Annotated in this window: 33 protein-coding genes; 13 read left to right on the top strand and 20 right to left on the bottom strand. The window is 61.3% G+C overall.

Annotation, left to right across the window (positions count from 1 at the left end; all coding sequences use genetic code 11):
* Positions 1-55: 55 nt before the first annotated feature.
* Entirely contained in the window at positions 56-208 is a 153-nt protein-coding gene (locus CJD35_RS22595) for a hypothetical protein (protein WP_019368237.1), read from the bottom strand.
* Positions 205-828, bottom strand: a complete 624-nt coding sequence (locus CJD35_RS21975; RefSeq protein ID WP_019368236.1) for a recombinase family protein — start codon at positions 826-828, stop codon at positions 205-207. The genes CJD35_RS22595 and CJD35_RS21975 overlap by 4 nt, the downstream gene beginning before the upstream one ends.
* A gap of 306 nt (positions 829-1,134) precedes the next feature.
* On the opposite strand from CJD35_RS21975, the gene CJD35_RS21970 reads away from it, so the two are divergent.
* From CJD35_RS21970 to CJD35_RS21960, 3 genes are all read left to right on the top strand, one after another.
* A complete protein-coding gene (locus tag CJD35_RS21970; RefSeq protein ID WP_095687569.1) occupies positions 1,135-1,995 on the top strand; it encodes a replication initiator protein A in 861 nt (286 codons plus the stop codon).
* A 481-nt stretch (positions 1,996-2,476) separates the two neighbouring features.
* Positions 2,477-3,280, top strand: a complete 804-nt coding sequence (locus tag CJD35_RS21965; RefSeq protein ID WP_244917371.1) for an RNA replicase — start codon at positions 2,477-2,479, stop codon at positions 3,278-3,280.
* Between the two features lie 534 nt (positions 3,281-3,814).
* Entirely contained in the window at positions 3,815-4,135 is a 321-nt protein-coding gene (locus CJD35_RS21960; RefSeq protein ID WP_026008897.1) for a single-stranded DNA-binding protein, read from the top strand.
* Here the strand turns inward: CJD35_RS21960 and CJD35_RS22590 are convergent.
* Complete coding sequence (locus CJD35_RS22590) at positions 4,132-4,278, bottom strand: YlcI/YnfO family protein (RefSeq protein WP_019368232.1); 147 nt, start codon at positions 4,276-4,278, stop codon at positions 4,132-4,134. The genes CJD35_RS21960 and CJD35_RS22590 overlap by 4 nt on opposite strands.
* Positions 4,279-4,432: 154 nt before the next feature.
* Between CJD35_RS22590 and CJD35_RS21955 the strand changes: the two genes are divergently transcribed.
* The 6 genes from CJD35_RS21955 to CJD35_RS21930 all read left to right on the top strand — a co-directional run bounded on the left by CJD35_RS21955 (position 4,433) and on the right by CJD35_RS21930 (position 8,671).
* Positions 4,433-4,624 carry a hypothetical protein gene (locus CJD35_RS21955; protein WP_019368231.1) on the top strand — a complete coding sequence of 64 codons (192 nt, stop codon included), beginning with the start codon at positions 4,433-4,435 and terminating at the stop codon, positions 4,622-4,624.
* 3 nt (positions 4,625-4,627) lie between these two features.
* A complete protein-coding gene (locus tag CJD35_RS21950) occupies positions 4,628-5,368 on the top strand; it encodes a ParA family protein (RefSeq protein WP_019368230.1) in 741 nt (246 codons plus the stop codon).
* Positions 5,365-6,378 carry a ParB/RepB/Spo0J family partition protein gene (locus CJD35_RS21945; RefSeq protein WP_244917370.1) on the top strand — a complete coding sequence of 338 codons (1,014 nt, stop codon included), beginning with the start codon at positions 5,365-5,367 and terminating at the stop codon, positions 6,376-6,378. The genes CJD35_RS21950 and CJD35_RS21945 overlap by 4 nt, the downstream gene beginning before the upstream one ends.
* A gap of 225 nt (positions 6,379-6,603) precedes the next feature.
* A complete protein-coding gene (locus CJD35_RS21940) occupies positions 6,604-7,128 on the top strand; it encodes a hypothetical protein (RefSeq protein ID WP_019368228.1) in 525 nt (174 codons plus the stop codon).
* Positions 7,128-8,234, top strand: a complete 1,107-nt coding sequence (locus CJD35_RS21935) for a relaxase/mobilization nuclease domain-containing protein (protein WP_095687567.1) — start codon at positions 7,128-7,130, stop codon at positions 8,232-8,234. Before CJD35_RS21940 ends, CJD35_RS21935 begins: the two co-directional genes overlap by 1 nt.
* A 77-nt stretch (positions 8,235-8,311) precedes the next feature.
* Positions 8,312-8,671, top strand: a complete 360-nt coding sequence (locus tag CJD35_RS21930; protein ID WP_244917369.1) for a hypothetical protein — start codon at positions 8,312-8,314, stop codon at positions 8,669-8,671.
* Here the strand turns inward: CJD35_RS21930 and CJD35_RS21925 are convergent.
* The 15 genes from CJD35_RS21925 to CJD35_RS22585 form a co-directional block, all read right to left on the bottom strand.
* Positions 8,658-9,497, bottom strand: a complete 840-nt coding sequence (locus CJD35_RS21925; protein WP_095687565.1) for a GIY-YIG nuclease family protein — start codon at positions 9,495-9,497, stop codon at positions 8,658-8,660. The genes CJD35_RS21930 and CJD35_RS21925 overlap by 14 nt on opposite strands.
* 64 nt (positions 9,498-9,561) lie before the next feature.
* Complete coding sequence (locus CJD35_RS21920) at positions 9,562-10,299, bottom strand: LPD7 domain-containing protein (RefSeq protein ID WP_019368225.1); 738 nt, start codon at positions 10,297-10,299, stop codon at positions 9,562-9,564.
* Position 10,300: 1 nt separating this feature from the next.
* Positions 10,301-12,103: a type IV secretory system conjugative DNA transfer family protein gene (locus CJD35_RS21915; RefSeq protein WP_019368224.1), complete on the bottom strand. Its 1,803-nt coding sequence runs from the start codon at positions 12,101-12,103 to the stop codon at positions 10,301-10,303.
* Positions 12,093-13,103, bottom strand: a complete 1,011-nt coding sequence (gene virB11, locus CJD35_RS21910; protein ID WP_019368223.1) for a P-type DNA transfer ATPase VirB11 — start codon at positions 13,101-13,103, stop codon at positions 12,093-12,095. Before virB11 ends, CJD35_RS21915 begins: the two co-directional genes overlap by 11 nt.
* Positions 13,100-14,257, bottom strand: a complete 1,158-nt coding sequence (virB10, locus tag CJD35_RS21905; RefSeq protein ID WP_095687577.1) for a type IV secretion system protein VirB10 — start codon at positions 14,255-14,257, stop codon at positions 13,100-13,102. Before virB10 ends, virB11 begins: the two co-directional genes overlap by 4 nt.
* A 40-nt stretch (positions 14,258-14,297) precedes the next feature.
* Positions 14,298-15,137: a TrbG/VirB9 family P-type conjugative transfer protein gene (locus CJD35_RS21900; protein ID WP_019368221.1), complete on the bottom strand. Its 840-nt coding sequence runs from the start codon at positions 15,135-15,137 to the stop codon at positions 14,298-14,300.
* Positions 15,134-15,826, bottom strand: coding sequence for a VirB8 family type IV secretion system protein (locus CJD35_RS21895; RefSeq protein ID WP_019368220.1), 693 nt, complete (start codon positions 15,824-15,826; stop codon positions 15,134-15,136). The genes CJD35_RS21900 and CJD35_RS21895 overlap by 4 nt, the downstream gene beginning before the upstream one ends.
* A gap of 386 nt (positions 15,827-16,212) precedes the next feature.
* Entirely contained in the window at positions 16,213-17,217 is a 1,005-nt protein-coding gene (locus tag CJD35_RS21890) for a TrbL/VirB6 family protein (RefSeq protein WP_095687564.1), read from the bottom strand.
* Positions 17,218-17,260: 43 nt separating this feature from the next.
* On the bottom strand, positions 17,261-17,575 hold the full coding sequence (locus CJD35_RS21885; protein WP_095687563.1) for a hypothetical protein: 315 nt from the start codon (positions 17,573-17,575) through the stop codon (positions 17,261-17,263).
* Complete coding sequence (locus CJD35_RS21880) at positions 17,575-18,288, bottom strand: type IV secretion system protein (RefSeq protein WP_167383178.1); 714 nt, start codon at positions 18,286-18,288, stop codon at positions 17,575-17,577. Before CJD35_RS21880 ends, CJD35_RS21885 begins: the two co-directional genes overlap by 1 nt.
* A 12-nt stretch (positions 18,289-18,300) precedes the next feature.
* The gene (locus CJD35_RS21875; protein ID WP_095687562.1) at positions 18,301-20,691 is read right to left on the bottom strand and encodes a VirB4 family type IV secretion/conjugal transfer ATPase; all 2,391 of its coding nucleotides are present in this window, start codon (positions 20,689-20,691) and stop codon (positions 18,301-18,303) included.
* Positions 20,684-21,007, bottom strand: a complete 324-nt coding sequence (locus CJD35_RS21870; RefSeq protein ID WP_017503481.1) for a VirB3 family type IV secretion system protein — start codon at positions 21,005-21,007, stop codon at positions 20,684-20,686. Before CJD35_RS21870 ends, CJD35_RS21875 begins: the two co-directional genes overlap by 8 nt.
* A gap of 84 nt (positions 21,008-21,091) precedes the next feature.
* Positions 21,092-21,388 (bottom strand): TrbC/VirB2 family protein, encoded by a 297-nt coding sequence (locus tag CJD35_RS21865; RefSeq protein ID WP_019368215.1) that lies wholly within the window; start codon positions 21,386-21,388, stop codon positions 21,092-21,094.
* A 65-nt stretch (positions 21,389-21,453) separates the two neighbouring features.
* Positions 21,454-22,140, bottom strand: coding sequence for a lytic transglycosylase domain-containing protein (locus CJD35_RS21860; RefSeq protein ID WP_095687561.1), 687 nt, complete (start codon positions 22,138-22,140; stop codon positions 21,454-21,456).
* A 361-nt stretch (positions 22,141-22,501) separates the two neighbouring features.
* Positions 22,502-22,834, bottom strand: coding sequence for a hypothetical protein (locus CJD35_RS22585; RefSeq protein ID WP_211090890.1), 333 nt, complete (start codon positions 22,832-22,834; stop codon positions 22,502-22,504).
* A gap of 49 nt (positions 22,835-22,883) precedes the next feature.
* Here CJD35_RS22585 and CJD35_RS21850 point away from each other — a divergent pair, with 49 nt between their 5' ends.
* The 4 genes from CJD35_RS21850 to CJD35_RS21835 all read left to right on the top strand — a co-directional run bounded on the left by CJD35_RS21850 (position 22,884) and on the right by CJD35_RS21835 (position 25,034).
* Positions 22,884-23,768 carry a DUF7146 domain-containing protein gene (locus tag CJD35_RS21850; RefSeq protein WP_026008893.1) on the top strand — a complete coding sequence of 295 codons (885 nt, stop codon included), beginning with the start codon at positions 22,884-22,886 and terminating at the stop codon, positions 23,766-23,768.
* On the top strand, positions 23,765-24,364 hold the full coding sequence (locus tag CJD35_RS21845) for a thermonuclease family protein (RefSeq protein WP_244917368.1): 600 nt from the start codon (positions 23,765-23,767) through the stop codon (positions 24,362-24,364). The genes CJD35_RS21850 and CJD35_RS21845 overlap by 4 nt, the downstream gene beginning before the upstream one ends.
* Before the next feature lie 56 nt (positions 24,365-24,420).
* Positions 24,421-24,702, top strand: a complete 282-nt coding sequence (locus tag CJD35_RS21840; RefSeq protein ID WP_017503475.1) for a hypothetical protein — start codon at positions 24,421-24,423, stop codon at positions 24,700-24,702.
* A 74-nt stretch (positions 24,703-24,776) separates the two neighbouring features.
* Positions 24,777-25,034, top strand: coding sequence for a hypothetical protein (locus tag CJD35_RS21835; RefSeq protein ID WP_095687560.1), 258 nt, complete (start codon positions 24,777-24,779; stop codon positions 25,032-25,034).
* 21 nt (positions 25,035-25,055) lie between these two features.
* Here CJD35_RS21835 and CJD35_RS21830 read toward each other — a convergent pair whose 3' ends face one another.
* Together CJD35_RS21830 and CJD35_RS21825 are read right to left on the bottom strand one after the other, a co-directional pair.
* Positions 25,056-25,928 (bottom strand): reverse transcriptase family protein, encoded by an 873-nt coding sequence (locus CJD35_RS21830; RefSeq protein ID WP_095687559.1) that lies wholly within the window; start codon positions 25,926-25,928, stop codon positions 25,056-25,058.
* A complete protein-coding gene (locus CJD35_RS21825) occupies positions 25,918-26,223 on the bottom strand; it encodes a helix-turn-helix transcriptional regulator (RefSeq protein WP_019368207.1) in 306 nt (101 codons plus the stop codon). The genes CJD35_RS21830 and CJD35_RS21825 overlap by 11 nt, the downstream gene beginning before the upstream one ends.
* Positions 26,224-26,226: the final 3 nt, after the last annotated feature.

Here is a 26,226-nt window from a genome sequence, read left to right as displayed (position 1 = left end):
TCTGAGACGCGTCAAACCTTCCCAAATCTTGATCGAAAGCGGGAAAGGGGCGCGATCAGGATTGCGGCGCGGCGGCGATGCTCGCCAAGTCCGTGGCCGCATCGATCGACGTGCCGGCTTCCCCATCGCTCATGACGATCTCCGCTTCCGGATGATCCTTCGTGATCGCGACAATGCTTCGACTAGCGAGGCCAGTCTCATCGTTCACTTCATAGGCTTGCTGGGCGACGCGCCTGCCGCGCCATCCCGTTCCATTTCTTCCGCGCTTATCGCCTCTTGTTCGGGGGCAGGCAGATGGCGGTACAACGTCGCCACCGACACACCGATCGTTGGTGCGATCTCACGGGCGGACATGCCCGATGCCAAGAGCTTTCGCGCGGCCTCGATCCGCTTGGGCGTCATGACCTTCTTGCGCCCGCCTACCCGGCCCTCGCTACGCGCGACGATGAGCGCGGCCGTCGTTCGCTCGCGCACGAGGTCGCGTTCCATCTCGGCCATCGCAGCCATGATGTGAAAGACGAGCTTCCCCGCCGTCCCTGCTGTGTCGATGCCATCGGTGATGGATCGGAGGCCGATGCCGCGATCTGCCAGCTCGACCGCAAGATCGACCAGTCCCTTCATCGTCCTGCCAAGGCGATCGAGCTTCCATACGACCAGCACGTCCCCCTCGCGAGCGTGCGACAATGCTTCGGCCAGGCCAGTGCGGTTCGCCTTGGCGCCAGATGCCTTGTCCGAGAAAGTGCGATCGCAGCCAGCTTCCTTCAGCGCCACCAGCTGGGGCGTCAGATCCTGCTCCGCTGTCGATACGCGCGCATACCCGATTAGCATTGATCAGTCTCAAAACTCATCCGCGACCCCTATCATGCCGCGAGCATTTTGCGAAAGCGTTTTGAGACAAGGCCGATTGCTGCTATCGGTGTCTCACATGAAGTCGCTTCAAAAACGATCGTTTGCGAGACACGCCGGCAGCTTCGGTCGCCAAAAGCACGAAGCCACGCGTCGCGCACCGCAAACGGTCACCGAAAGCACGAACTTTGCAGCCTGTGCCGAGGCGATTGGAGGGAGGCGGGAGATTTCGCGGCCCATCTTCGTGCTTTCAACGACCGATCGCTATCGGGCGGGGGCTGGCGCGCGATGAACGACCCCGCTTCGATCCAGGGCGACCTTTTCGCGCTCGACAGCCCGTTGCTGACTGAGGTCCGTGGCGAGCGCTCGTTGATGGCCTTTCCGTTCTTTGCCTTGAGCAAAGGGAAATGGACAAAGCCGCTCGCCTATAAGACCGACGCGGTTTCAATCGAAATCGTCGCCACGTCCAAGGGTATTGCGACGATCTATGACAAGGAAGTGCTGCTCTATATCGCCAGCCTGATGGTGGCGAAACTGGAAGCCGGTGTCGGCGTGTCGCAAGACTTCTACTTCACGGCTCATGATCTATTCCGCGTCACTGGCGTCAATGGATCGGCGCGATCCTACGCTCGCCTGTCGGACGCATTGGAGCGGCTGCAGGGCACGCAGATCAAGACCAACATCGAGGCTGGTGGCGAGGGCCAGGCCGGCTTTTTCTCGTGGCTGTCCGAGGCCCAGCTTCATTACACCAAGACCAAAACTGGCGATAAGCGGCTGAAAGCCGTCAAGGTACGGCTGTGCGATTGGCTATACCGTGCCATTCTGCGAGACCGGCGTGTGCTCGACTATGCTCCCAGCTATTTCCAGCTCGGTCCCATCGAGCGGCGGCTTTACGAGGTTGCCCGCTCTGCCTGTGTGCATGGTGCTGTCGATGTCGATCTTGACGAGCTGCGCTTACAACTCGGCTATCAAAGCTCGCTCAAGCATTTCCGCTACGAGCTTAAACGAATAGCTGACGAAAACAGCATTCCCGGCTTCACCTTCGATTTGCTCGAACATGCCGCGACATCTGAAAAAGGGCGATCGCGACGCAACGCCGGAGCTGGACGGGTCAAGATTACTCCCCGCCCCCTCTTGGCAAGTGCCTGACCTCTTCATCAGTTCGACTTCGCGAATCAACTAAGCGGCGTTGCCGCCCTTCGGTCAGCGATAGCACGAAGTAGGGTCGGCCAAAGCACGAAGCGCGGTCGCCAATAGCACGAACGCGATCGGCAACGGTCAGCGAAAGCACGAACTTTTGTTGGAGTCGGTCGTCGAAAGCACGAACTTCAACTGTTTCGCCCCTCCGCGTAATTCGCCAAAAATATCGGAGTGCCGGAAGCATTCTGCGATCGGCCATCAGGGAGCGGCCGTGACCACATAAACGAATGCCCGGCACGAAGGCCGGGCACCCTGGAACGTGATGAGCGATGCCTGCAAGCATCGATCGGGACGTAAGACACCCCCTCATACTCGTTCCCGAGCCTTGGTTCAAGGGAGCGCGCTTCGCGCCACGCTCTAGTTTTGCCTGGTCCCGGCCCCACGAAGGGGACGGAAGATGGGAGCTGTTTCACTCGCGAAGGCGAGCTTCATGGCGCTCGACCGCATCGAGCGGGCGCGCCCACGATCGCGATCGGGGTCTGCAAATCCGACACGGGCGCATGTCCACCCGAACAGCCGCAAGGCGGGCACGTTCGAGGACGACTTCTTCTATAGCTATGCCAAAGGCGAGACCGACCGGCTCTACAAGAAGGCCGTCGAGCTGCTGAAGCGCAAGAATGCCGTGCGCAGGCTGGCGCGCGCCGAGGGGCGACAACTCACCGAAGACGAGCGGCTTGTGACGCTGATAACGCCGGCAGCCGTGCGCGTGTTCGAGCAGCTTACCACCTTGGCCCGGACGTGCGCCGGCAAGGTGTTTCCGACCTGGGAGTGGATCGAGGCTGCAAGCGGCCTGTCTCGTGCGAGCGTCGGGCGGGGCCTTTCGATCCTCGCCACGATGGGCTTGATCGAGAAGCAGCGCCGCTGCGTGCCGATCGATCCGCCCGCTGATCGTCCCAAGGCCCGCAATGCGCAGACGTCGAACGTCTATCGCATGAGCTTTCCCAATCGGCTTGCTCGATTTCTTCCGCGCTTCCTGCGTCCCGTTCCGCTCCCCGACGATGTTGTGCAACGCGAGATCGACCGCATCGAAGAAATCGAGACGATGCGCCTTTGGCGGACGCCGCGACAGGTGGTGGCTGAGGAGATCGAGGACGACGGTCTGCGCCGGGTGTTGGACAGCCTTGCCATTGCGCTCGAGAAGCAAGAGTCTCAAAAAAATGGTCAACCGCTCCTAGATTCATATAATCTAAGGACAGATGGAGTTGGCCTAGTCGGCCAACGCTCTAACGCCTGACGGCGCAGAACGGCCTAGACGAACCCGTAGGACAAATCCCACCCCGAGGCACCTAGCCGCTCCGTCGGACGCGCCGCTACGCGTCGCGATGCTCCCGAGAGGAGCAAGCGGTTTCCGTCGCGCTCAAATGGCCACGTTCGTGCTTGCTGATAGCGATTTTCATCGACGAACGCGGCCGTAGCGTCCAGGCAAAGGGCCGCAGAGGCGTGATCGGCACCGTCATCTCATTTCCAAAGCTGCCTGCCATCTCAATTCGGCTCGGTGGTTGCGGCTTGAACGACCTTCCTCTTGTCGCGTCGGCATTCCTGTTGGGCGCGAAATCGATGCCGCGCGATTGTGATTGCCGTCCTTCGATTGGCTATTCCTGTATTGATGGGAAAATGGGCGCTGGCCGCCTTGTACGATCAAGCAAAAAACCGGCTGCGCCTACGGTTTCCGCCACGCGGACCCTCCGTTTTTTAGCTGGATCGCGGCGTCTGCACTCCCCTTCAATTCCCATCAGGAATGAGCCTGATCGATCGAAAGGACAGGACCATGCAGAATATCGCGGAGTTTCGGATCATCGGCCGGGTGGGCAAGATCTCTGAGCACGACAAGGTGACGAAGGTGAACGTCGCCGCCAACTACAACCGCCAGGAGAATGGCGAGTGGGTGACGGACACCCATTGGAACGAGGTGACGCTGTTCGGCAAGCTGATCGAGCGCGGCGGCAAAGCCCAGAAGGGCGACCTGGTGCATATCACGGGCCGCGTGCGCCAAAACTCCTACGACACGGCTGAGGGCCGGCGCTACACGGTGGAGCTGATCGCCGACGGCTTTGCGGTACTCGCCAAGGGATCGGAGGATCGCGACTAAGAGCGGTCGGGGCCGCCTACTGGCGGCCCTTCTCGCCGGCGAAGTTCCAGCTCGACCGCTTCGCGCATGAAGTCGGACTGGTTCTCACCATCCCGCAGCACGGCCTTGATCCGGCCGAGCGTCCCTTCCGGAAATCGCGCCATCGTCTTTTCCGCGTTAATCCGCGGGCGACCTGCCGTTCCTGATTTGCTAGTGGTCATCCCGAAGTACGCATATTGTTGATACCACCTATTGACGTGATTTCAGATACCACTTATTACAGGATGCGCCTTTCATCAAGGCGACGGAGGCACTGCCATGTGGGATAATCTGCTGACGATCGGACTATTCGTCCTGATTGGTTGGGCCGTCCTTCGGGGCGGTGGCGGCCGTAATCCGCGCATTTGGAGCGGCGACACGCCCGATGAGGAGGCGCGTCGCAACACGCGAACCGATTCCAACTATCGCGGCTATGACCATTGGAACAACAATTCGGATCGGGGTTGGTAGGGCGTGAAGACCATTGCCATTAATGTGGAGAAGGGCGGCGCCGGCAAGACGATGATCGCTTGTCACTTGGCGTGGGTGCTGGCTGATGCCGGGCATCGTGTGCTGTTCCTCGACCTTGACCGGCAGTGCAATGCAACCGATGCCCTCGCCGACTTCGAGAGCCTTGGCACGTGTAAGCCGCTGTTCGAGCCGAACTATGTTCCGCCGACCAGCCTTCCCCGCCTCTCTATCTATTCGAACCGCATGGGCGGCGAATACGATGCCGACTATCCTCGCGCGCTGACTAACATTAATGCCAATTTTCCCGCGCTCGATTCTCATTTCGACTTTTGCGTCATCGATACGCCGCCCTCTTGGTCGTGGATCAACTATGCGGCGCTGCTGGTATGCAATCACTTGATTGTTCCCGTCGAGCTAGGACCGTTCGGGCCGGCAGCGACGAAGCAGGTTTCGGACTCGATTGCGACGGTGAACCAGCGCCGGAAGACGCCAATTCACGTCGTGGGGCTCGTTCCGAACCGAGTGCGTGCAAACGACACCCATCAAATGAAGATGCTTGCTGCGATCAAGGAGAAGATCGGGCGCAATCTGTTCACGAACTTTCTTCCCGAGCGTGCGCACTACAGCCAGGCGATGCAGGAGCATGTCCCGGTCTGGCGGTTTGACAAAGACGTTCGGACCTCTTTGCCGCCCATGCGCGCCTTCCTTGAGGAAGCCATGACCCGGATCGGGAGCCACAAATGACAGATTTCTCCGGCTTTGATGTTTTCAGCGAGAAAGCGGCTGTTGCTGACGCCGATCGCGTCCAGCTTCTCGATCCCGAGCTGCTCTACCCCGATCCCGAGAACGTGCGGAGTGCGATCGACGAAGCGACGATCGATGAGATGGCCGAGACGATCAAGGAGCGGGGCCAGCTTCAACCGATCACCGTCGCGCCCAAGGATGAAGATGGGCGCTATCGGATCATGTTCGGCGAGCGGCGCTGGCGTGCGTGCCGGAAGCTGGGAATGCAGGTCCGCGCGATCGTCAGCAAGGCCGACGACATCGAACAGGTGCGCATCGATCAATTCATCGAGAACGATCAGCGCGAAGACTTGTCGACCGCCGACATGATCCGTTTCGTCACCGGCCAGGTAGCGAAGGGGCGTTCGCTCGCCGAGCTGGCACGCGCGACAGGCCGCAACCGCACGTTGCTGACCCGCTATCAGGGGCTGGCAAAGGCTCCCGATTATGTTGCGGCGCTATTTGCGGACATCTCGATGCGAAGTGCTGTCGCTTTGACCCAGGCTGCGAAGGCCGATGATGCGGCGACACGTGCGTTTGTTGCGAATACCGCCGCTGAGGACATGACCGTGCTGGCGTGTGAGCGGTTCGCGCGCGAGATTGGCGGGAAGAAGTCCACATCAAAGCCCGAGGCGGCTCCAGTGGAGGGTGTCGCGCCCCCTACCCCTGCCCCCACGCCGGAACCGTCGACTGATAGCGAGCCGGATGCAACTTCTTTGGCACCGACGACGGACGAGATCAGGGACGACGAAGCCGAACGCGCGCTGGATGAGACACCGGTTCCTGTTCTTTCCGCGCCGTCTCAAACCCCACCCCCCGAGCAACGTCGAAACCGAAGGGTGGCAAGCCGCGCATCGAGCGCCCTACGATCGAGCTTGAAGGCAAGCGCGCAATGGTGGTCGAGGCGCTGCTACATTTCGACGGTGAAGCAGAGCCCCGGATCGTTAGCTGGCGCTAATCTCGCCGAGTGAACGGAGAGCGCCGGCAGTTGCCGCCCCTCGCTTCCAGGCTCAATCCTTCTTTCCGCGATTTCTCACTTGCAAGATGGATTGCTGTGCCACGTGGCACACGTGAAGGCAGATTTTAGTGGGGGATGTTTGATGGCAGGATAGGTGTTGCGGCGTCTTGTGTATTACATTAGTCTTCGGGCTATGTCGATTGCGCCGCAGCCTGCATCCCCCACAAAGGACACAGCGATGCTGACGGCGCGCGTCGATCGCGAGTTGCTGGCGGCGTTCGATGCAGTCGCCGAGGGGAGGGGAGGGCGGAGCGCTCTCCTCCGCACCGTCCTCCAGCAGTCATTGAAGCATGTCGCTGACGCGCCCCGGATCGCACCCAGGGCGGACAGCCCCAGCAATCGGGTCAACCTTCGTTTCACCGACGTCGAAACCGCAGTCCTCGATCATCGGGCGGCGCAACGCGGTGTCGATCGGGCAGGGTGGATCAAGGCGCTTGTCCGTCGCCATCTTGCGCTCAAGGCAGGTGTCGACGACGGGCTGCGCGACGCGGTGGCGCCGATCCGGATGCAGCTCACGCGGATCGGGCGAAATCTAAATCAGGCCATGAAGGCCGGGAACGCTGCGATGATGGCCGATAGCGGCCTGCAAATCGATCGTGAGCTGCGCAGGATCGCCGACATGCGCGAAGAGATCAACGAGCAGATCGAGGCGCTGGCGGCTGCGCTGCGCGGCGAAACCGCCTTTTGGGAGGTGGCTGACTAATGTCGTTCGGGGATCGCGAGGACGAGCTGTGGGAGGCAATGAAGCCCAGCTTCAAGCCACGCCTCGTCAGCGATCCGAACATCAAATACGCCAAGCATCTGGTCAATCAGACCGGGCCTTTCGCTACAAGAGGGGCGCTAACGTCACTTGGCCGCACTGATGTTCGGGCGACGCTTGCGCGCGTCGTGCGCCGAGCCCCGGAGGTGCTGGTCAAGGTTACGGGGCGGAAGAAGGGCGCGAAGCACCTTGCCGCGCATCTCGATTATATCGGCCGTCATGGCGACATTCCTCTTGAGACGCGCGACGGGGAACAGCTCGCGACGAAGGAGGATGCGCAGCGGATCGCGGATGAGTGGTCCGATTCCCTCTACTGGCGGCAAGGGACGTCCGTTTCAGCCGTCGCGATGGTGTTTTCGATGCCGGCAGGCACGGACCCTGAAACTGTGAAGCAGGCCGTGCGCGAAACCGCCGAGCGCATGATCGGCGATAATCACGATTATCTCATGGCGCTCCATACGGACACGCCGCGACCTCACGTGCATTTGACCGTCCAGGCCGAGGGATTGAACCGCAAGCGGTTCGACCCACGCCGCGAGGATCTGTTTCGATTTCGCGAGGCGTTTGCCGAGGCGCTGCGCAGCCGGGGCGTCGAGGCCGAGGCAACGCCTCGTTACAGCCGAGGCCAGGGGAGGGCGGGGACCAGCATGGCGCTGACACAGCTTCGCTCCCGCATACGCAGCGGCGCATCCCGTCAGCCGACCGAAACAGATCTTCGTCAGGCCCGTGAGGCGATGCAGATCGCACTTGGCAATGCCGAGCAGCCCGCATTCGTGTCGAAGACCCGCGCGCGCTGGCAGGACACGAGGCGCCGCTATGAGGCTGCGGCCGATCGGCTCGACCGCAGCGCCGATCACGAGGATCGCAAGCTCGCCGGCGATGTCCGAACATTCCTCCAAGAGCGGGCCAACATCGAGACGGTCCCCGATAGGATGCTACGGGATGCCGAAGCGCGGGTCATAGCGGCGCGACAGCCAGCGCGGACCGATCCTTCGCCTGAACCGGGTGTGCCACGTGGCACACCTCCACCTCCGGCAAGACGTCGCTGACAATGCGCCATCAACTCACAGGAAATGCCGGCCTCTACCATGTCGCGCGCGAGCTATCCCGGCGGGGTTGGCATGTGATGCCGACGGTCAGAAATGCGCGTGGAGCCGATCTCTACGCCGCAAGCGATGACGAGGCGCGCGTACTGCCGATCCAGTCAAAAGCGCTGTCGAAGCGGGCGCCGGTGCCCCTTGGCGGATCGCTCGACCGACTTTGCTCGCACTGGTGGGTCGTCACCATCAATGCAAACACTGCCTCGCCTACATGCTTCGTGCTGACGTTGGATGAAGTGAAGGCCGCAGCCCATCGTGGCGTCAACCAGGCCGGCACTGTCTCATACTGGCTCCAGCCCAAGTCCTACGCGCTTGAAGAATATCGCGAGGCGTGGGATCGGCTTGGATCACCAGACGCACTGAGCGAACCCGCTAGTTCTTATTGAGGCCCATTTCCCTGCTCTGAAGCTTTGCTTTCCAAAGGGCCTCCACGCGGATGATCTCGTCAACCGTTAAGCCCGACCCGCAGACCTCCAGAATGGATACTTGGTAGTCCGAGAGCTCGCGACTTTTCAGCCCGATGTTGCCACCGTGGCCATCGCGCGCGTAGCCTGTCCAGCGGCCGAGAAAGCCATCCTCACCATAGGCGGAGCCTACATATTGCTCTTTGGTGCGGGGGCAGGTCAGAAGGTAGATCCCGCGTGCGGCCCTGAGCGCGGCGAGCCAGTTCGACGGCAGCGCCTCGATCGCCGAGAGGTTCGCGATGAAGGCCGTGTAGCCCGGGAAAGCCTCTTCCTGAAAGATGCGGGTGACTTCCAAAATGGGCTTCGGCTTCTCTTGTGCCCTTTGAACCCAGGCCCGCGTTCCCGGCCCCCAATCGATATAGACGCGACCCGCGTCCTCCATAGAGACGCCCACTACGGCCTGTCGGTATAGATCGAGTTCGCGGGCGCCTCCCTGTGTCACCGGCACGCCCCGCAGGGGATCAATGATGGTGGGATCGCACGGTCCTATCTTCTCGATCTCGTAGAGTCCTACGAACAGCGTCGAGGCTGCTGGGGTGACGACGAAGCTGGCCCAATATCTCCCTGTCAGCTTCGGTCCATTCTGAACGCTTTGGATGGACTGATAGAGCAGGAACCCGTCATGGTCGTCTCGCCACAAAGTGTATGGCGTCCGACCTGCATATTTGATTGTTTGGTGACGCAGCAGGCGCACGTCACGCGGATCGATGCCGTAGTCGTCCAGCAGTGAATTGAAGGTCAGCCCCATACCGCGATGGTAGCTCCGCGCCGAGGGAATGCGATGCGAAAATGGTCAGGCTCGATGGTGCGCTTCATCGGCTCCGGGATTTCTGAAGGATCTGATCCTGCGCCATCTCACGCACCCGCTGTTCCTGGCGCGCTTTGACCTCAATGCCGGCAATCGTCTCGCCACGGCCGATCCGAGCTGCCACTTCCTCCTTGCGCTCCGCCACGAACTCGCGCCGTTTATCGTAATCGCTGGGGAAGCGTTCGGCCGCGACCGCCATTGCAAGTGCGACATGGCTTTGCGCCTTGCGCAACTCGGGGTCTTTCGCGTTCTGGACATCTGACTGCCGGCGGAATCGTTCGGCCAGATCGGCACGCGGTTCGGCCTGTTCTCTCGTGTCGCGGGCCTGGTTGGCGGTCCGCGTCGATCGCGCTTGATTGTCGGGCACGCCGCCTTGCCGCAACGCCTCACGCTCGGCTGCGGCCTTCGTCTTCTCGTCAGGTTTGTAGCCGTCAACCTTTATGCCCTGCGCCGAGGCGGCGAGATAGGCAGCCCGCTGGAACTCGGCATCGCCGCTGACCTTGATCGCAGTCCACCCGTTTTCCTTCGCGAGCCGGATCAGATCGGGAAGGGAGTTTGGGTCTTTCGCCTTGATGCGATCAGGCGTGATGGTCGCGACCGGCTGTTTGTCGTGCGCGCTTCGATAGAGCTTGTCGCCAACCCGGAGGAACCGAGAGTCCAGCTCGGCGGGCACTTCCATCGGACGCCTGCGGCGTGCCTCGCCTTCCTTGCCTGTGCCGGCAGCTTCGACATTCTCAACCATGTCAGCGCTCCTGTTCGATTACACCAATGACCTCATTGCCACTTTGCTCGGCCGACACGTCGATGAGCATGTCGGGATGATCCTGGGTGACGACGCAATCCATCGCGAAGGTGAATGGATCGGGGTCCGTGAGCTGATCGAATGTCGGCAGCACACAGTCGGGAAGATCCTCGTCATCACGCACTACGCGCGGGATTGGAGCCACTTGCGGCGCTGCCTCCACGCGCGCGCGAAAGAGGCCATCCGCGTAGTAGCGAATTTTGTCCCCGTGGATGGGTGGTATGCCGCCCCGCAAAAGGAGTAATTCGGTGTCGGGGAATTGCATCAACTCCTGCGGAAGCAGGAGGGCGCGGCGCTGATCCGACATGGATTTGGAGCGGTTCGCCAGAACGCCGTGGATCGTGAGCGACTTGGTGATCGATTCCTGCCCGATATAGCCGATCCGTTCGGAAAGCTCGTTCGCCACGCGCAGCTCTTTCGGCGTGAAGGCGACCTCGACGCCGCAGTTGGCGACGATCTCATTCGCAACGTGCTCACCATAGACAGCGCGAAGTTGAGAGCGGGACTGGATGACGGGCAAGAGCCGAATGCCGTAGCCCGCCACATAGGAAAAGGCGCTCGCAATCACCTGCGCCCGCCCTATCCGCGCAAATTCGTCCAGGATGACGAGGATCTTTAGCGGCGTCTTCTCGTCAGGGAGGTCACGCACGTTCAGGTCGACGAGTTGCTGAAACAGGAGGTTGTAGAGCGGCGCCACCCGATCCAGTTCGTCAGGGGAGACGCCCAGATAGATCGACATGCGCTTGGTGCGCAGCTCGCGCAAATCGAAGTCGCATTCTTCCGTCGCCGCATCAACGCGGGGATTGAGCCACAGACTGAGCTTGGACGTGACGGTCTGGACGATGCCGGCAAAGGTGTTGTCTGCCCCCGATGTGAAGTCAGCGAGCGCATTCCGGCACCCTTGCGATAGATCGAGCGAGCGATCTTCGAGAACGCGGCGGAAAAACCCGCGCGTGTCGCCCGTCGTCATCAACCGGTAGATGGCGCCGATGGTGAAAGGCTGATCGGCGACCGCAAGATAGGCCCCGACGCCGACAAAGGCGGTTCGCGCCGAATCCGTCCAGAATGGCTCTCCGCGCTCGGGGGGCACGAACAGCATCGTGGCGATCTTCTGCAGCTCGATCACCACTTGGTCAGGATCGGTGCGGTCGATGTAGCCGAGCGGATTATAACGGGCGGTTCGGCCTTCCGGATCGGTCGGATTGAACAGGTAAACGGCCTGGCCGTATTTCTGGCGAAAACCCGCCGTGGCTTCCCAATTCTCACGCTTCACATCGAGGACGACGACCGACTCCTGCCATGACAACAGGTTCGGGATGACGATGCCGACCCCTTTGCCCGAGCGGGTAGGGGCCTCAACGATACAGTGCTCATTGCCGCCGAAGGTCAAGAACTTCCCGCCCTTCTTTCCCAGGACAATCCCGTCATTTGCGCGGAAACCGGCGCGACGGATCTCGCTATCTTTGGCGAAGCGGGCAGCCCCGTGGAGAGGTGGCTTCCGCTTTGCGACCCACCACAGCATGAGGCCGGCGATGATGAAGCCGACCAATGCACCTCCGGCGAGCGCTTTCAGCACCACGGGATCGTGCCGATAATACCAGAAGAACCCCGGCATCTTGAAAATGTCGAACTTGGCGCTGGGGAGGCCCAGGTAGATCCAGGCGATGACCGACGTGATGAGGAAGGCCACGACGATCCCGACCGGAATGCCGAGGGCGAGAATGGCGCCCCTTTTAGGCTGCATGACGCCCTGCCGGATCGTAGTAGATCTCGGTCATCCGGAACTTCCCATCGACCTTCTTCATCTGCACCACGACGTCGACGAGGATCTTGAGCAGCGAGCGTATGTCCTCACGCGCCAGGTCTGCGCCGCCTTCGCTTTCCTTCACCAACAGCGTCAGTTGCTCGAAGGCCAGTTCGGCCGAATCCGCGTGGATCGTCGTAATCGAGCCGGGATGACCGCTATTGACGTTGCGCAGGTAGAAAAATGCGGTCCCATCGCGCAGCTCTTGAAGAAGAATGCGGTCGGGTCGCATCCGTAGGGCGCTTTCCAGCAGCTCCTTGGCCGAGACCTTGGCGGTGCCGGTGCCGTCCTTGCTGTAGATCATGTGGACGACGTTCTGGTGAGGCACCACCAGCTCGCGCGTATCCTCGATCGTCAGCAGTCTTTCATTCTCCGGGATTAGCTTGATGAGCCCCTTGGAGAACGTCGTCTTGCCCGAGCCTGTGGCACCGGAGATCAGGATGTTGAGCCGGCTTTGCACCGCCAACTCGAAAAATTCGATGTGCCGTCCCGCATGAAGCAGGCCGAGCAATTTTTCCTCGACGGGGCTGACCCGCTTTGTGGCGACCTTCGTTTCCGAGAACAGGCCGCTGGCCTCGAAATCGGCCATCGTCATTGTCTTGGTCGACGGCTTGCGCACGGTGATCGACACGGTGCCATCGGGCACGACGGGTGGAAGGACGAGCTGGACCCGCTCGCCGGTTGGAAAGATCGTCGAGCAGATAGGATTTTCGCGCGTCACATCCTGTGAAGTGAAAGCCGCGGCTGCCCGGGCTAGTTCGTTGAGGGCGTCGAGGGTCAATCCCGCTTCCCGCTCCCAGGTCCAGCCACCATGCCGCTCGACACCGACGATAGTCGGCTCATTGATGACGACTTCGGTCACGCCATCGTCATCGAGATATTGCCGCAGCGGCCGAACAGCATGATCGAGGATCGCCGTATTGCGGAACGGCGCGTTCATTTGAGCCCCAGTCCATAAACTTGCGAGAAATCGAAATCCTTGGCGACGGTGATTGCCAGCTCGGTCCCTTGGTTGACGCGCACGATCGGGCGGATGTTCTGCGTGTCCTGAAGGATTTGCGACGTTGAATCACCGGGAGTGCGGAAAACCGTCGAGCCCTGTGGGCTGACGGCCTGGCCTGCGATCTGGCCGCCCGCGTCGAGGACGCTGAACAGCATCGCGGCACCAAACCGCTGCCAGAAGAACCGATCAATCTTGCCAGTGACGCCGGCACGACCCAGCGGGTCAGAGGCCGGCGAGCCTATGTCGATCGCTACGCCGCGTGGCGTGACGGCGCGCGTCCACATCGCGAACAGGCGATTTTGGCCGCGCTGAAGGCCGCCCTGATACTCGCCGAAAACGCGGGTGCCCTTCTCAAGCAGCACGACGCGGCCATTATCGGAGTAGACATCGCGAGGGATGATGCAGGTCGCATAGCCCGGTACGGTGCTGTCCATAGCCGTTTGCAGCGTGCAAGGGAGGATGGCTCCCGCAGTGACCAGATAGTTGCGGTCGCCGATCATGCGCGCTGTAGCGGTGCCGATAGCCGAGGTTTGCTTGAGATTGTCCAGGTTGGTCCGCGAAGGAGCGGTCCCAGCGTCACCTTGCGCGTTCCCGGCACCAGCGCTGGTGACGTCGCCGATCGCGCGTCTGACCCCCTGGTCCCCGTTGTACGCGATCAGCGTCGATCGCCGGGCATTGTCGCGCAGCTCACGCGCTTCGTTCGCACGCCGCTCCGCCTCGCTGACACCACGGCCCTGCTGCCCTCCCGCCGATCCGTAGGGTGTGATTGGCTGACCATCAGGCCCGATCGCCGGCACCTGCTCGCCTGTGAGCTGGACGGGCGCATTCGGATCGCGAGGCGCAGTGGCGAGTGTCGGCGCAATGACAGAATTTGGGTCGTAGGGCGCCTCCGCTGCCGGGGGAGGGGCCTTCCTCGCTTCAAGCGCCTTGTTGTCGCTGCCAGACCCGGAAACGAGCGACAGCACGCCAAACACGATCGCGCCGGCTAGGGCCGCGCCGACGACCATCTTCTTGTTGTCCCACTGGACGGTGTTGAGCGAAGGGATGCGGTTCGGGCGATCGGCGGCAGGGGTGCGGTCAATCTCGTTCACGTCAGGCGTCGCATCGACGTCGAATCTCTTATCGGACACGTCAGTTCTCCGTCGTGCGCTCGACAGCTTCCGACGCCGTATCCGTCTTGGGATCGCGACCGTAGAAGCTCGGGCTTTCGTTGTAGATGCACAGCACCACCTTCCCCCGGCGCAGGCGCAGCTCCTTGTAGACGCCATGAATGACGACGAACTCGTCGCGCACGTCGAAGGAGGCTGTGGCTTCACTGCCGTCGGGATTGACGGTGAAGATGGCAGGAATTTCGCGCTGGTTGGGGAAGCGCATCACGGTGAATTGCCCGTTGTCGCTGACTTCCGATGGTTGCAGCGCTGATGCGCCCTGCACCTTGTAATTGAGGTTCCGTGTCCCTTCGAGAACACCCATATCGAGCGCGATCCTCGTGGCCTTATTCTGCGCATCCAAGACCGTCGCGAGTTGCGCGCGCTGTTGTGCCAAACGGGCCTGCGCCGCCTCATATTCAGGGTAACGGAGCCGCACCTTGAAGAATGTGCCTGGAGAGCGCGCCGCAGCGACGGTCGACAGCTCAAAGGTGTAGTTGCGCTTGGTGCCTTGGAAGTCCGTCACAACGATGAGGTTGGTGGCACCAGCGCGCTCGCGAGGCTTCACGAACAGCGAATTGTCAGCCGGGGCGACCTCCCACGACACGGTGTCACCCATCGCCACGAACTTGATGACCTCGCCGGGTGCGAACTCAATCTGTGTCGCTGTGCGGAACGCGCTCCGGATCTGGATCACGTTTCCATCGGTGTAATTGACCTCGCGGATACGAGCATCAGGACCGCGCTGCGTAGGCGTCTGCGCCATCGCCGGCGCTGCCGACATGGCGCCGATCGCCGCGGCCAGAAGCAGGATGGTCTTCATCGTGTCGGAACCTCCACGTCGGCCCGGTATGTCTTGACCTGAAACCCGAGCGGATTGGCGTATCGACCGGATTCTGTTTCCGGCTTCGACAGCACGTCAAAAGTGATGGTTGCGATGGCAGGCGTCTCAATCACCTGCTGGTCGCGCTGGAGGCGCTTGATGAAGCGGACTTGCGCGACGTTGGGCGAGATGAACGCAACCGAGCGGATCGCCACGAAAACCGCGTCACTGGCGGTAAACTGGTTTTGCGGGGAGTCCGGATTGTCTTTCTTGTAGAAGGCGGTCCAGCGGGTTTGTTCCTCCCGTGTCGACAGCGCCAGCACCTTGCGGAAGAACTCTTCCCTGGCCTGCGGAATCCACCCTTCGCGAGCGCGAACATAATCGGCGAGGAAATACTTCCGGATCGCCTCGTCATAAGTGATCGTCTTGTCGCCGCGCAGCTCCTGCGTGACTTCGGTTGCACCCGTCGAGCGATCGACGGTGACAACATAGGGCACCACCGTTTTGAGCGGCGAGAGCGCCAGCACGGCAGCCGCGCAGATCGCGGCGAACACGATGGCGACGATGGCGACGATCCACGCGACACGGCGCGAGCGAACCGCTGCCACGAACCTGTCGCGGTCCCAGCTTTCCGCTTCCGCGAAATATGCCTTCAGATCCTCGTCTTTGTCTTTGACGCCAATAGCCATGTCAGCAGCTCGCATATGAGATTGAGAGCGCGGCGGTCGGACTACCATTTGGTGTGAGAGCGCCGATTGCCGGCACCTTGCCTGTTCGCGAAGCGTCCGCTCCCTCTGGAGCGGACGCCGCGCCGTCGGCCGGGAAGAGGTTGGTAGCCGGAGCCGATTGCGATGGGGGTGTGCCACGTGGCACACCATCAGCGGGAGCAGCCGAGGTAGCGTTTCGCGGCGGAATCGACGGGAGAACGGTCCCATAGAGGTTGGCAGGTCGCTTTTGCCGACCGCTGCACCGAGGCAGCTTCTCGTCTTTCGCAGCGCTCGCCGGAGCCGAGGGAGTGAGAGCCGCGAGGGCGAGAAAGGCCAAGGCCGAGCCGAGCTTCATACCGGATCTCCGATTAGCTGTTGTTGTAGAGGGTGCCGCCGCCACCTCTTCCTGCACGAGAGAAGCGACCTAGCCGCGACGGCAAGCTGGCGATGCTTGCTGGAGCGGAAGACAGCGCGCGACCCGCAGAGGGGACGACATTGCCGGTGGAGGCGTTCGCAAACTGCGTCGCGAGCGAGGCGCCCCCGCCGCCAAGGCCAGCGGCCAAGCCCGGTATCTGGAGGAAGAAGAAGAAACCCAACACGTAGAACGCGATTGCACGGATCGCGATAACGGCGATGTTCGTATCACCTGCAAAGGCTTGGCTCATAAAGTCCTCACCCGTGTTGCGGATGAAGATCGTCAGCAGGAGAGCGAACGCCACGAGCATGAGGTAGCTGATCGCGGACCCTAGCCAGGCAAAGAAGAAAGCCCTCGTGGAGTCGAATAGGAGTGCCGCGATAAAGATCGGCCCCACTGCCGCGAGGAGAGCCAGTGCAAACAGCGCAAATGCGCAAATGGTGAAGCCGAGCGCTGCCGATAGGATGGCCATGACCATCAGGACAAGGCAGTAGATACCTGTAAAAAAAATCTCGACGATGTTGTTAGGGAGACCGACAAGGTTCTTGCCGGCAGCGGCGGTTCTAGCGTCCTGTATTTCGGTGATCTTGGCGACTGTTGTGGATGCGCCTCTTACGATCTGATCGAAGAAGTCGCCGAGGCCCGTCACGTCGGACCCGCCCACGGCCTGGGCTACGTCTCTCGGCAAGCCGTCCATTGCGAAGAGGCTGACCGATGCGCCGTAGAGTGTCGTGACAGCGAACACGAGCGCAGCCAGCTTCATTCCACGATATACAAACTCCCGGAACGGATACTCGACTGCGCCCCGCAGGATCGCAAAGCCGAGAAGGATGATGTAGATCGTCACACCGACACGCAATGGTCCGGAGATCCAGCCCACTACCCCCGCATAGACAGCGATGATCGCGGCCAAGGCGTCGTTTAGGTAGGTAAACATTGATTGGAAAAGATTACCCATTCTACCTGCCTTTAAACTTCAGCTTAACCGCAGATCATCGCGCTTAAATGCCCATGCCCTTTTTGAACTCGTCTCGATCTTTCTTGGCTTGGATAAGCTGATTTGCTGTATCAACATTGTTACAGTTGTTGACGACAACAGAGGGCCAGCTTGCCAGTGGACGTTGCGAAGCTTTCCACTTCTCGCAAATCCTAGCCATTTCTACGCGCTCCTGCTCATGTTGTGCGAAATAGGGGGCGTCTCGAAGCGGCATGTCAGACCGAAGGTCATCTCCGGTTTGCTGCCGTTCCGAGGGCGAGCATGAAGCGAGCGCGACAATCGCCAGTGAGACAGTTGCGGCACGCAGGTTGCGCATCATCAATCGATCCCCATTCCAGCTTTGAAGCTGGCGCGATCAGACTGCTGCATTGCTACATATCGCTGGTAATCAGCCTCAGCCTTGGCCCGGCGCTGCAACTCGATCGCCTGAAGGCCCATCTGATCGTTCATCATCTGCGCCTGCTCCAATTGGAGCCGCGCCGACATGTCGGCGCGTTCGGCCGCCGAGGTTGAGCTGTTGAGCCGACCCCGCAGCTCTTCGAGGCCCTGACGCCGGCTTGTCACGGCATCGCCGACATTACCCGCAAGGCCAGTTGTCACCGCAGCTTCCCGCGAGCCTTGTTCATAGGCGGCGCGCTGCTCGGGCGTCATCGTCTGCGATCCGCGCCCGAGAAGATCCTGATAAACGTCGTTCGCCTTGCCCCGCAGGCCGCCGACGACGTTCAGATCGCCACTGGTGTAGCCATCAAGGCTGCTGGATGACACGTTACTGGTGCGCAGCACGTCGTTCTTGAGCTGGTTCGCGACGTTGCCGATGTCCGTCATTTTATTGAGGTCGCGGTAAAGCGCCCGTGCTTCATCGAGCTGTTGCGCGCTTTGCTGGACGACTTTCCGGGCCTCGTTCAACTCCTGAAGCTGCCTGGCGAAGGCCGTTGGGTCATGAACAATGCCACCGAATTGCGCATGTGCCGCACCAGCAGACAGGAGCGCTGATCCCGACAGTGCGAGGGTGACGAACTTCAATCTACGCATGTCCCTTCTCCTTCAGCTTGGACGACGACGTTGGTGGAATACGGGGAGCCAATTGGCGGGATCGGGGCCAAATTCGGCTGCGGCCTGCACGGCGATCGGTGTTGTTTCGGCGCGTCCCGACAGCACCGACAGCTCGTTATCGAGGCCCGTCAGATCCAGCTCGACCACAACGCTGTCATGACCCTGCTTCACGAGGAATTTGCGCGATTCCGGCGACAACTCCTCGCGGATGAGCTGATATTCCGCGTCGGTGAGGGAGAACCCGTCAACATAGTCGCGACGCGCACCCTTTGGATTGGGAAGCATCACCTGGGTCGCGACCTGTTCGAGGATCGAGTGGGCAATATCGCTCTTGAGCGCGTCCGCCGGCGACTGCGTGGCAAACACCATCATCGCGTTGCGCTTCCGGTATGTCTTCAAGCCATCCTGCGCGAAGCTCCGGAACGCATCGTCGCCAAGTGCCTTCCAGAACTCGTCGACGGCGATGATCGTGCGCTCGCCGGTCAGCAGCTTGTCGATGCGGTGGAACAGGTAGAGCATCAGCGGCGTGCGGACGTCGGCGTTGTCGAGGAAGTCCGTCATGTCGAACCCGATGAATCGGGCATCGAGCGTCATTTCGTCCGCCGCGTTATCGAACACCCACCCCATCGACCCGCGCGAGGTCCACTTCTCGAGCCGAGCGCCAATACCGCCTGCGTCCGCCATGCCGAGCATCGTGCGCAGCGCATCGAGCGAACGATCCTCTCGCGGAAGCCGCATCACTGCGGCGATCCCTTCATCGATCATCCGCTCTTCCTGAACGGTGATCGGGCGACTTTCGGCGCGAACGAGCTGGCGCACCCACAGCGACAGCCAGGCGCGATCCTCCGGCTTGTTCTCGAGCGCCTTGAGCGGCGCGAAGCCGGTGGGCTTGCCGTTCTCGAGCGTCAGATAGGTGCCACCCGAAGCCAGCACGAAAATCTGCGCACCGCGGTCCTTGTCGACGAAAATCTGACGCGCGCCCGTTTTCTCGGCCTGCGCCATCAGGAAATTGACGATGACCGTCTTGCCGCCCCCGGTCGGGCCAACGATCAGCGTGTGGCCAATGTCGCGCTTGTGAAAGCTGAAGAAGTAGGGGCTGCGTGCGCTCGTCTTCATCAGCGCGATCGCGTCCCCCCAATGGTTCCCCGTGGCGAGGCCAGCGGGATAGGTATGGAAGGGCGAGAACGCCGCGAAGTTCAGCGACGTGATCGGCGCCGGCCTCGCGCGCCATGCGAAATTTCCGACGAGCTGGCTCCAGTAAGCGGCTTCCAGCGCCGCCCCTTCCCGTGCCGCGACCATGCCGGTATCGGCCAGCGCTGCACGGGCGATCGACATGTTGTCGCGCAGGCCCTTGAGGCTGTCGGAATAGACCGCGAGCGTGAAGTGGTGATCGCCCAGGACAAAGCGGTTGGACATGAGATCGTCCGCCGCGTCGACAAGATCGAGCATCTGGCTGACGGCCCGATCATCGGCGTTCTCCATCTGCTTTTGCCGCAGCCGAAAACGCTCTGATGCCGCTGCACGGCCGAGGAAGGTGAAGGATTGCGTCAGCACGAACGCGAAATCGACCGCCAGCAGAGATTGAAATTGCGTGGGGGTGGTGGACGCCGGGTATTCCCTAATGCCGAAGATGCCGCCAAAAGCGCTTCGATCGGCATCGCGCACCTCCACCGTCTCGCCGCCGAAGACGACGCGTTGACGATAGAGCGCGCTGCCGAGGTGCCCCCGGATGATCGGAACCCGGCGATGCCGTCCCGTCATCACCATTTCCGCGACTTCCATCGTCTCAGAAAACTTGAGGCCATTATGTCCGTAGATCGAGAGCCGGCGCGGCGAGCAGCGATCCATCAGCTTCTCGAAATCGCGCGCCTTGTCCTCCAGCGCCTCCAGTAGGTCGGCGTCGATCGCATCGGCTTCGGCTTCGGCCCTCGCCTTGTTCTTGAAGAGCTGCACCAGCTTGTCGGCACCGTGGACCGATGGGCGCAACGCCAGCGTTACGAAGAAGCGGTTGATGAACAACCGCTCCTTGTTCATCCGCGCGAAGTAAGCGGCATCGAGATCCCGCGCGAAGCGGGACCGGAAATTGCCGCCGGGATATTGCTCAACCCGAGCGCGGACGAGGTGCGTCCAGATCGACAAGCGATCGTCATGCAGGTTTCGCAGCATCCCATTGAGCTTCGCGTGCCAGTCATTCAGATCGCGCACGTCAGCCGTCTCGAACGCTCGGCCCTGGAGCTCGAACGTCAGCATGATCGCCCCGGAATCGAGCACCACCACCTCATCGGTGACGTGCCGCGCATAGGGCAGGAACTTGGTCGGCATCACTTCCTTGAGCGCGACCTTCATCGGCACCTGTTCCGACAGACGATTGGTCCTAGCCATTGCGGCCAAACCCCTTTCGCTTGATGCCTTTCAGGGGAAGCGGCGTGTAACTCGACCCGCCCCAGAAGACGCGGTTACGATTGGCCGCTTTGGTGCGGCCCCAGAGAAAGATGAGGCGGAAGGCGTTGACGTCGTGGCGCACCACGAGGCGCGAAATGCCGAACATCACCGCTGCGACGACAAGGCCGTAAACGGGGTTTGTCGTCCCGATCAGCGTAATGACCGAGGTCAGCAGGATCACCACGGCCGCCTCGATCGGGATACCCGCAAACAACGCAGGGCGCGTCACCGCCAGGAACAGCGTGTTGCGCGCCATTACTTCCCGTTCTTCCTCCACGCTACGCACTCCACACGAAACGGGTGTGGACGAGGCGCTATTCGCACCCCGCCCACATACGGATCAGCCCTGAAGCTGATCGACGATCCACGGCGCCGAGAAGATGATCGCGATACCGATGATGACCGTGACGAGCGCGCCTGTGTTGACGCGACCTGTCAGCCACCCGAAGCCCGCCGCAATCAGCGCAAGGATCGCAACGATGCGCAGGAGCCCGTTGCTCAGCAGACCGAGGACCGCATTGCCGAAGCTCTCCAAATTGGTCTGTGCGAACGCTGGTTCGGCTGTGACGAGCGATGTCAGCGCCACCAGGCTTGCCATTGAGAGCGCCCGCGACGCTTTTCGCTGGCGCGGGGTCATCGCCTCAACCCGCTTGGTGACGTGGGTTCGAAGGGCAAGCGCCGGCCCACCGAAAGATGCGAGATTCATCGGTTTTCTCCTTCTTCGGCGAGCCGTGCTCGCTCATATTCCGCCCTCGCGAACACGTCCCACGATGGCGGCGGTGGTGCGGGCATTGCCTGTGGCGGCCCTGCTGGGGACGTGTTTTCCTCGACCAGCGCGGCGAGCTGCGCAGCCGCGCTCGACCCTCCGCTAGTATCGGTGGCGGGCATCGGTTCACCGATGCGAACGGCGGCGGGCTGGATGCCGTCCGAGACGCCGGCATTGCCGACTACCCGCCCGACATAGCCGTTCGAAAAGCCACGCGACTGCGATCCCGTATTGTACATCGATAAAGCGATGCGAAGCGCGCGCTGCGGGTGAAGTCCGGCGCGCACGCTGTGATAGTTGCCCGAGAGAACCGCTCCGGCAGCGGCGATGTTCGTGCAAGGATCGAACACATTGTCCCAGGTCAGACCCAGGGCTTTCATGTTGCGGGAGTTGATCTGGCCGAGGCCGAGATCAACCGAGTGACCCTTGCCGATATAGTGACGAGCGAGCGCCACCGCCTGCTCACGGCTTGTTGGGACGATCTTGCGACCGAGACCGTTGACGTTGAGCGCCCATTCGAAGCCTTGGCTTTCGGTCTGGACGATCGCCGCGATCGTTGCTGGAGCCACACTCGGCGCGCATTGCGCTGCCAGACCCATGATGACTGCGGCGGGGAGCGTCATTACCGCTCCAATGTCTTCGACCCAAGGGGACTGCCCGGCTGCGCCGTACTTTCCAAATGGGATTTGTGTGCCGCTCCCCGTCCCCCATAGGCGGCATGAAGAGCGAAGTTGAGCCGACCCGGTTGGCTACTGCGCAGGGGGTTCCTGCAATTCGGCGTGCTGATGACGCGAACAGGACCGGAGGCGAACGAAGCCGTCATGAGGCGGCAGCCGCGAGCGATGTAAACAAGCGATAAGCCATGTTTTCACTCCACTGGTGAACAAGGCTAAATCGCTATTGGAGCGGGGGCTAGTCCGAAAATGCCCCGGTTGCTCGCTTCATCCCTCTTTGAGAACGGTTCGCAGATTGGTCCGATTTGGCTCAGAATGTAGTTGCGTCCTGTAATCCCGCGAACGGGTGGACGTGAATCACGCCTTCATAGCCATACCCCAACACTATATGTCGGATGGCCGAAGAAGCCTTTTTATACAATCGGATACGTTTCTTATCATAGAGGCCGACGTGATAGAGTGCGGTGCCGCGCCAGCTCACGCGGACATTGATATGCCACTTGCCAGACTCGTGCTGACAGACGTGAACGTCAGTCATCGTCCCGCCTGGAGGGCGTTGCGTCGTCAGCTCGCGTTCCAGTATGAGTTCTAATTCCATTGCCACCCTGCTAAAGCGATTTGACTGGTTTTCGCTGGCGCGCATTGCCCCCGCGCTCTACCAACTATGCGTCCTGTAACGGAGGTGTCCATAGATGGCGCGACGTGAGTCAGCTTCGATCGAGGAGCAGGCGGACCGCATCGTCCGTCAACTTGGCGGAAAGTGGCAAGGTGATTTCGCCATGTGCCGGTGCCCGGCGCACGCAGACGGGAAGGCCAGCCTGTCGATACGTGTTGGCGAGCGTGCCGTTCTCTTCCATTGTTTTGCCGGTTGCACGGCCGACGCGATCATGTCGGCGTTACGGACAGGCAAGATCCTCGCGCCCGCCAATCACGACCCAGGGCAGCGTCAGGACAGCAAGACGGACCTCAACAAGCTCGCGCTCGCGGTCTGGCGTCACGCCGAACCCTTCGCTGGCACACTGGCCGATCGCTACCTGCGCGAGGGGCGGTCGATCGTTCCTGATGGGATCAACGCTCGTTTCGACCCTCGCTGCCAATGCGGTGCTGGTGCCGCCAAGGCTTTTGCGCCTGCCCTTATTGTCCCTATCGAGGAGGACGCCGGCGTCGTCGCGATCCATCGCACATTCCTGCGCCCTGATGGCCGCTGGAAAGCCGATATGGACGAACCCAAGCGAATGCTTGGTAATCCCGGCGTCGGCGCGGTGCGTTGGGGTGGCGTACCGCTCGACGGCATCTTGCGGCTCGCCGAAGGCGTCGAGGACGCCGCCAGCGTGATGAACCTGCTGGAGCCAGGCCGCTTTGTATGGCCCGTTCTCGGGATCGAACGGTATCAGGCTGTCGCGATCCCGGAGAGCGTGCACACCGTCGTCATCTATAGCCAGCATGGGGCCGAGGCAGCGCGCGCGATCGAGCGCGCCACTCCGCATCTGGCGGCCAACGGCCGCCAGCTCGTCGTCAAGCCACCGCCCCATGCTGGCGACTGGAACGATCTGCTGCGCGAGATCCGTTCGCTATGAAATTGTTTCCTGGAGCGACGCGGTTCCAACGATGGACGATGGGGGCGACGTTCCTGATCGTGGCAACCTATGCAATCTCGCAGAACAAGCAGTCGCTCGTCGAAGTCTCGAAAACAAGATTGTCTTCGCCAAGTCCCGGGATCATCGATGGGGATACGATTGATTTTCCCAATGGACGGGTTCGCGTCGTCGGCATCGATGCGCCCGATGATGATCTGCCACAGCTAAAGGCCATCTCCAGCGAGGCGTTGCGCGGGCTGGCGCTCCGGGACGGCGGAATGGACTGCTCGGTGTCTATGTTTGACTATGCGCTGCGGCGGGAGAAGCAGTGCCGCACCGATCCGAAAAGCTACGGGCGGTTGAATCTGGCGTGTCGTTTTCCCGCCAATAAGGCGAGCGTGGGGGCAACGATGGTCGCCCAAGGCTATGCCGTCGACTACCGCATTTTCTCCGGTGGAGCCTATGTCGAGCTGATGCAGAAGGCGGCAGCGCAGCGGGCAGGATTATGGGGCGTGGACTATGAGGGAATGCGTCAGCTTGCTGTTCGCAGGGCGCAGGTGCCGCAGGGATGTAGCACAGGGACGATCAAGAAATAGGCTGCACAATGCTTGAACGCGGATCGCCAAGAGCGGCATTGATCGGCCGCTGGGGGATGGCCCTCACACTTGTTACCGGCGCGGTCCTGATCGGCCGCCTGATCCGTAATTTCCCCTATCTCCTGCCCAATCGGCTTCCTGGCCTTGTCCTATACGAGCTGGGTCCGGCGCTGATCTTGGTTGCTGCGGTCGGCAGCGCCGTGGTCTTCACCAAGGAAGACGGACCGCGCCTTGGCATCCCTGCGCGGCTCGTGCTGTTTGCACTCGTCGCGACGATCGCCGGGACCGCTACCCTTGCTGCCGAATATGCTGCCGCTCTCGACGGGCAATGGCTATGAACACGAGGTGTGCCACGTGGCACACCCCTATCGCGAGACCTACATGGCGTCGCGATGACTTTTGCGAGGGTGTGATGCCGATAGAGCCTTTCGTTCTTATTGTTGCCGATCACGACAGGCGCGTCTTTTCGGTCGAGGGGCCGATGGTGGACGACAACCCGTGGTCAAAGCCGGTCGTCGATGCTCAAGATGGCGGCAAGCGCCACATCAACTGCTTCGTTCCCGGTGGCCCCTCGCGCACCGACGTAGAGACCGCCGCGCGCGAATATCAGCGTGAATATGGGTATGCGCGTGTTGAGGCGGGATCGATCGTCAGCCGCAAACCCTACTAAGGTCACAGGAACCGGCATCAATCAACCTGGTTCGTTCATGCTATCTATCTGGCGCATTTGACCCGCCAAGCCGCTCAGACGGCCCTTCAGGCGTTGATCGCCGCTGCCGGGCTGCTGGAGGGCCAACCTCGTCTGACGGTGCTTCAGGCGCTGGCGATTGGGCACGACGACCTTCCCGTCGCGAACGACGACACCCGTGATCTCCGCTGGCCGATCCACATAGTGCTTGAGCTTGTGATAGCGCAGCCCTGTCCGGTGGATCATGCGCCGCACATGCCAAACATCTGCTACGGGCACTTTCGCGCCGGAAATTGTCACGTCATCGACATAGACCGTCAACGTGTAGCCCTTGGCCATGCAGAACGCCGCGATCTCGGCCCACATATCGTGATAGCTATAATATGCCAGGATCGGGCTGAGGGGACTGCCCGTCGGCAAATGACCCTCGAACGTGCAAAGATCACCAAGAAGGCCGGCAACGTCGGCGCGGCATCCCATGATGCTTTGGAAGAACGCGATCACCCGCACACGGGGCGTGTTGGGGAAGAACTTCTTGATGTCGAGGCAGTGAACGACGCGGTTGCCGCGATGGCGCGCGGCATTGCTGACGTAGCATCGTCCCTTCACCGGGCAGAACAGAAAAGATGGCGGCTCGATCCGCGCCAGCATCTTGGCGATACGGCCCTGTACACGCTTGAGCGGCGCGACCGGATCTTCAACCGGACGTTTTCCGCCACTCTTCTTCTCAATCTCAAACTGCCGATACCGATCCGGCCCGGTCGCCATTGCCCGCAGCTCAGCTTCTGCAAGGCCGAGCACGTCAGCGAGGCGGCGCGGACTCGTGAGCTTATAGAGCTGCGACTGATTGAGCGGGATGACCGTCTTATTCGGCATGGGTCCGACCGGACCGAGCCTCGAGGAATTGAAGCAGGCTCACCACCTTGCCAGCGACAAAGGTCCGTGCCTGGTCGAGCGTGCTCTTCTGATCGAGGTTCTCCGAAAAGAACATGATCGACGAGACAGGCATGTCGAAGACAGTGGCATAGCGCTGGATGATGTCCAGCGTGGGCGTCTTCAGGCCGCGTTCGATTTCCGACAGATACGACGTCGAAACCTCCAACCGCTCAGCCGCCTGCTTCTGCTTGAGGTCGTGATAGACTCGGATCAAGCGAAGAGCTTCACCCAACATTGC

Source organism: Sphingobium xenophagum, from assembly GCF_002288285.1.
Classification (GTDB): Bacteria; Pseudomonadota; Alphaproteobacteria; order Sphingomonadales; family Sphingomonadaceae; genus Sphingobium; species Sphingobium xenophagum.
This window is presented reverse-complemented; position numbering and strand designations above follow the sequence as displayed.

Bases quoted from the DNA above. Each gene is read 5' to 3' on its own strand.
- CJD35_RS22585 (WP_211090890.1), bottom strand. From the start codon at position 22,834: ATGCGCGCCAGCGAAAACCAGTCAAATCGCTTTAGCAGGGTGGCAATG.
- CJD35_RS21940 (WP_019368228.1), top strand. From the start codon at position 6,604: ATGCTGACGGCGCGCGTCGATCGCGAGTTGCTGGCGGCGTTCGATGCA.
- CJD35_RS21955 (WP_019368231.1), top strand. From the start codon at position 4,433: ATGTGGGATAATCTGCTGACGATCGGACTATTCGTCCTGATTGGTTGG.
- CJD35_RS21835 (WP_095687560.1), top strand. From the start codon at position 24,777: ATGCCGATAGAGCCTTTCGTTCTTATTGTTGCCGATCACGACAGGCGC.
- CJD35_RS21850 (WP_026008893.1), top strand. From the start codon at position 22,884: ATGGCGCGACGTGAGTCAGCTTCGATCGAGGAGCAGGCGGACCGCATC.
- CJD35_RS21890 (WP_095687564.1), bottom strand. From the start codon at position 17,217: ATGGGTAATCTTTTCCAATCAATGTTTACCTACCTAAACGACGCCTTG.
- CJD35_RS21920 (WP_019368225.1), bottom strand. From the start codon at position 10,299: ATGGTTGAGAATGTCGAAGCTGCCGGCACAGGCAAGGAAGGCGAGGCA.
- CJD35_RS21885 (WP_095687563.1), bottom strand. From the start codon at position 17,575: ATGATGCGCAACCTGCGTGCCGCAACTGTCTCACTGGCGATTGTCGCG.
- CJD35_RS21925 (WP_095687565.1), bottom strand. From the start codon at position 9,497: ATGGGGCTGACCTTCAATTCACTGCTGGACGACTACGGCATCGATCCG.
- CJD35_RS21945 (WP_244917370.1), top strand. From the start codon at position 5,365: ATGACAGATTTCTCCGGCTTTGATGTTTTCAGCGAGAAAGCGGCTGTT.
- CJD35_RS21875 (WP_095687562.1), bottom strand. From the start codon at position 20,691: ATGGCTAGGACCAATCGTCTGTCGGAACAGGTGCCGATGAAGGTCGCG.
- CJD35_RS21860 (WP_095687561.1), bottom strand. From the start codon at position 22,140: ATGACGCTCCCCGCCGCAGTCATCATGGGTCTGGCAGCGCAATGCGCG.
- CJD35_RS21895 (WP_019368220.1), bottom strand. From the start codon at position 15,826: ATGGCTATTGGCGTCAAAGACAAAGACGAGGATCTGAAGGCATATTTC.
- CJD35_RS21965 (WP_244917371.1), top strand. From the start codon at position 2,477: ATGGCGCTCGACCGCATCGAGCGGGCGCGCCCACGATCGCGATCGGGG.
- CJD35_RS21930 (WP_244917369.1), top strand. From the start codon at position 8,312: ATGCCGACGGTCAGAAATGCGCGTGGAGCCGATCTCTACGCCGCAAGC.
- CJD35_RS21840 (WP_017503475.1), top strand. From the start codon at position 24,421: ATGGCCCTCACACTTGTTACCGGCGCGGTCCTGATCGGCCGCCTGATC.
- CJD35_RS21975 (WP_019368236.1), bottom strand. From the start codon at position 828: ATGCTAATCGGGTATGCGCGCGTATCGACAGCGGAGCAGGATCTGACG.
- CJD35_RS21970 (WP_095687569.1), top strand. From the start codon at position 1,135: ATGAACGACCCCGCTTCGATCCAGGGCGACCTTTTCGCGCTCGACAGC.
- CJD35_RS21960 (WP_026008897.1), top strand. From the start codon at position 3,815: ATGCAGAATATCGCGGAGTTTCGGATCATCGGCCGGGTGGGCAAGATC.
- CJD35_RS22590 (WP_019368232.1), bottom strand. From the start codon at position 4,278: ATGGCGCGATTTCCGGAAGGGACGCTCGGCCGGATCAAGGCCGTGCTG.
- CJD35_RS21935 (WP_095687567.1), top strand. From the start codon at position 7,128: ATGTCGTTCGGGGATCGCGAGGACGAGCTGTGGGAGGCAATGAAGCCC.
- CJD35_RS21915 (WP_019368224.1), bottom strand. From the start codon at position 12,103: ATGCAGCCTAAAAGGGGCGCCATTCTCGCCCTCGGCATTCCGGTCGGG.
- CJD35_RS21880 (WP_167383178.1), bottom strand. From the start codon at position 18,288: ATGCGTAGATTGAAGTTCGTCACCCTCGCACTGTCGGGATCAGCGCTC.
- CJD35_RS21870 (WP_017503481.1), bottom strand. From the start codon at position 21,007: ATGGCGCGCAACACGCTGTTCCTGGCGGTGACGCGCCCTGCGTTGTTT.
- CJD35_RS21825 (WP_019368207.1), bottom strand. From the start codon at position 26,223: ATGTTGGGTGAAGCTCTTCGCTTGATCCGAGTCTATCACGACCTCAAG.
- CJD35_RS21845 (WP_244917368.1), top strand. From the start codon at position 23,765: ATGAAATTGTTTCCTGGAGCGACGCGGTTCCAACGATGGACGATGGGG.
- virB11 (WP_019368223.1), bottom strand. From the start codon at position 13,103: ATGAACGCGCCGTTCCGCAATACGGCGATCCTCGATCATGCTGTTCGG.
- CJD35_RS21830 (WP_095687559.1), bottom strand. From the start codon at position 25,928: ATGCCGAATAAGACGGTCATCCCGCTCAATCAGTCGCAGCTCTATAAG.
- CJD35_RS21900 (WP_019368221.1), bottom strand. From the start codon at position 15,137: ATGAAGACCATCCTGCTTCTGGCCGCGGCGATCGGCGCCATGTCGGCA.
- CJD35_RS21865 (WP_019368215.1), bottom strand. From the start codon at position 21,388: ATGACCCCGCGCCAGCGAAAAGCGTCGCGGGCGCTCTCAATGGCAAGC.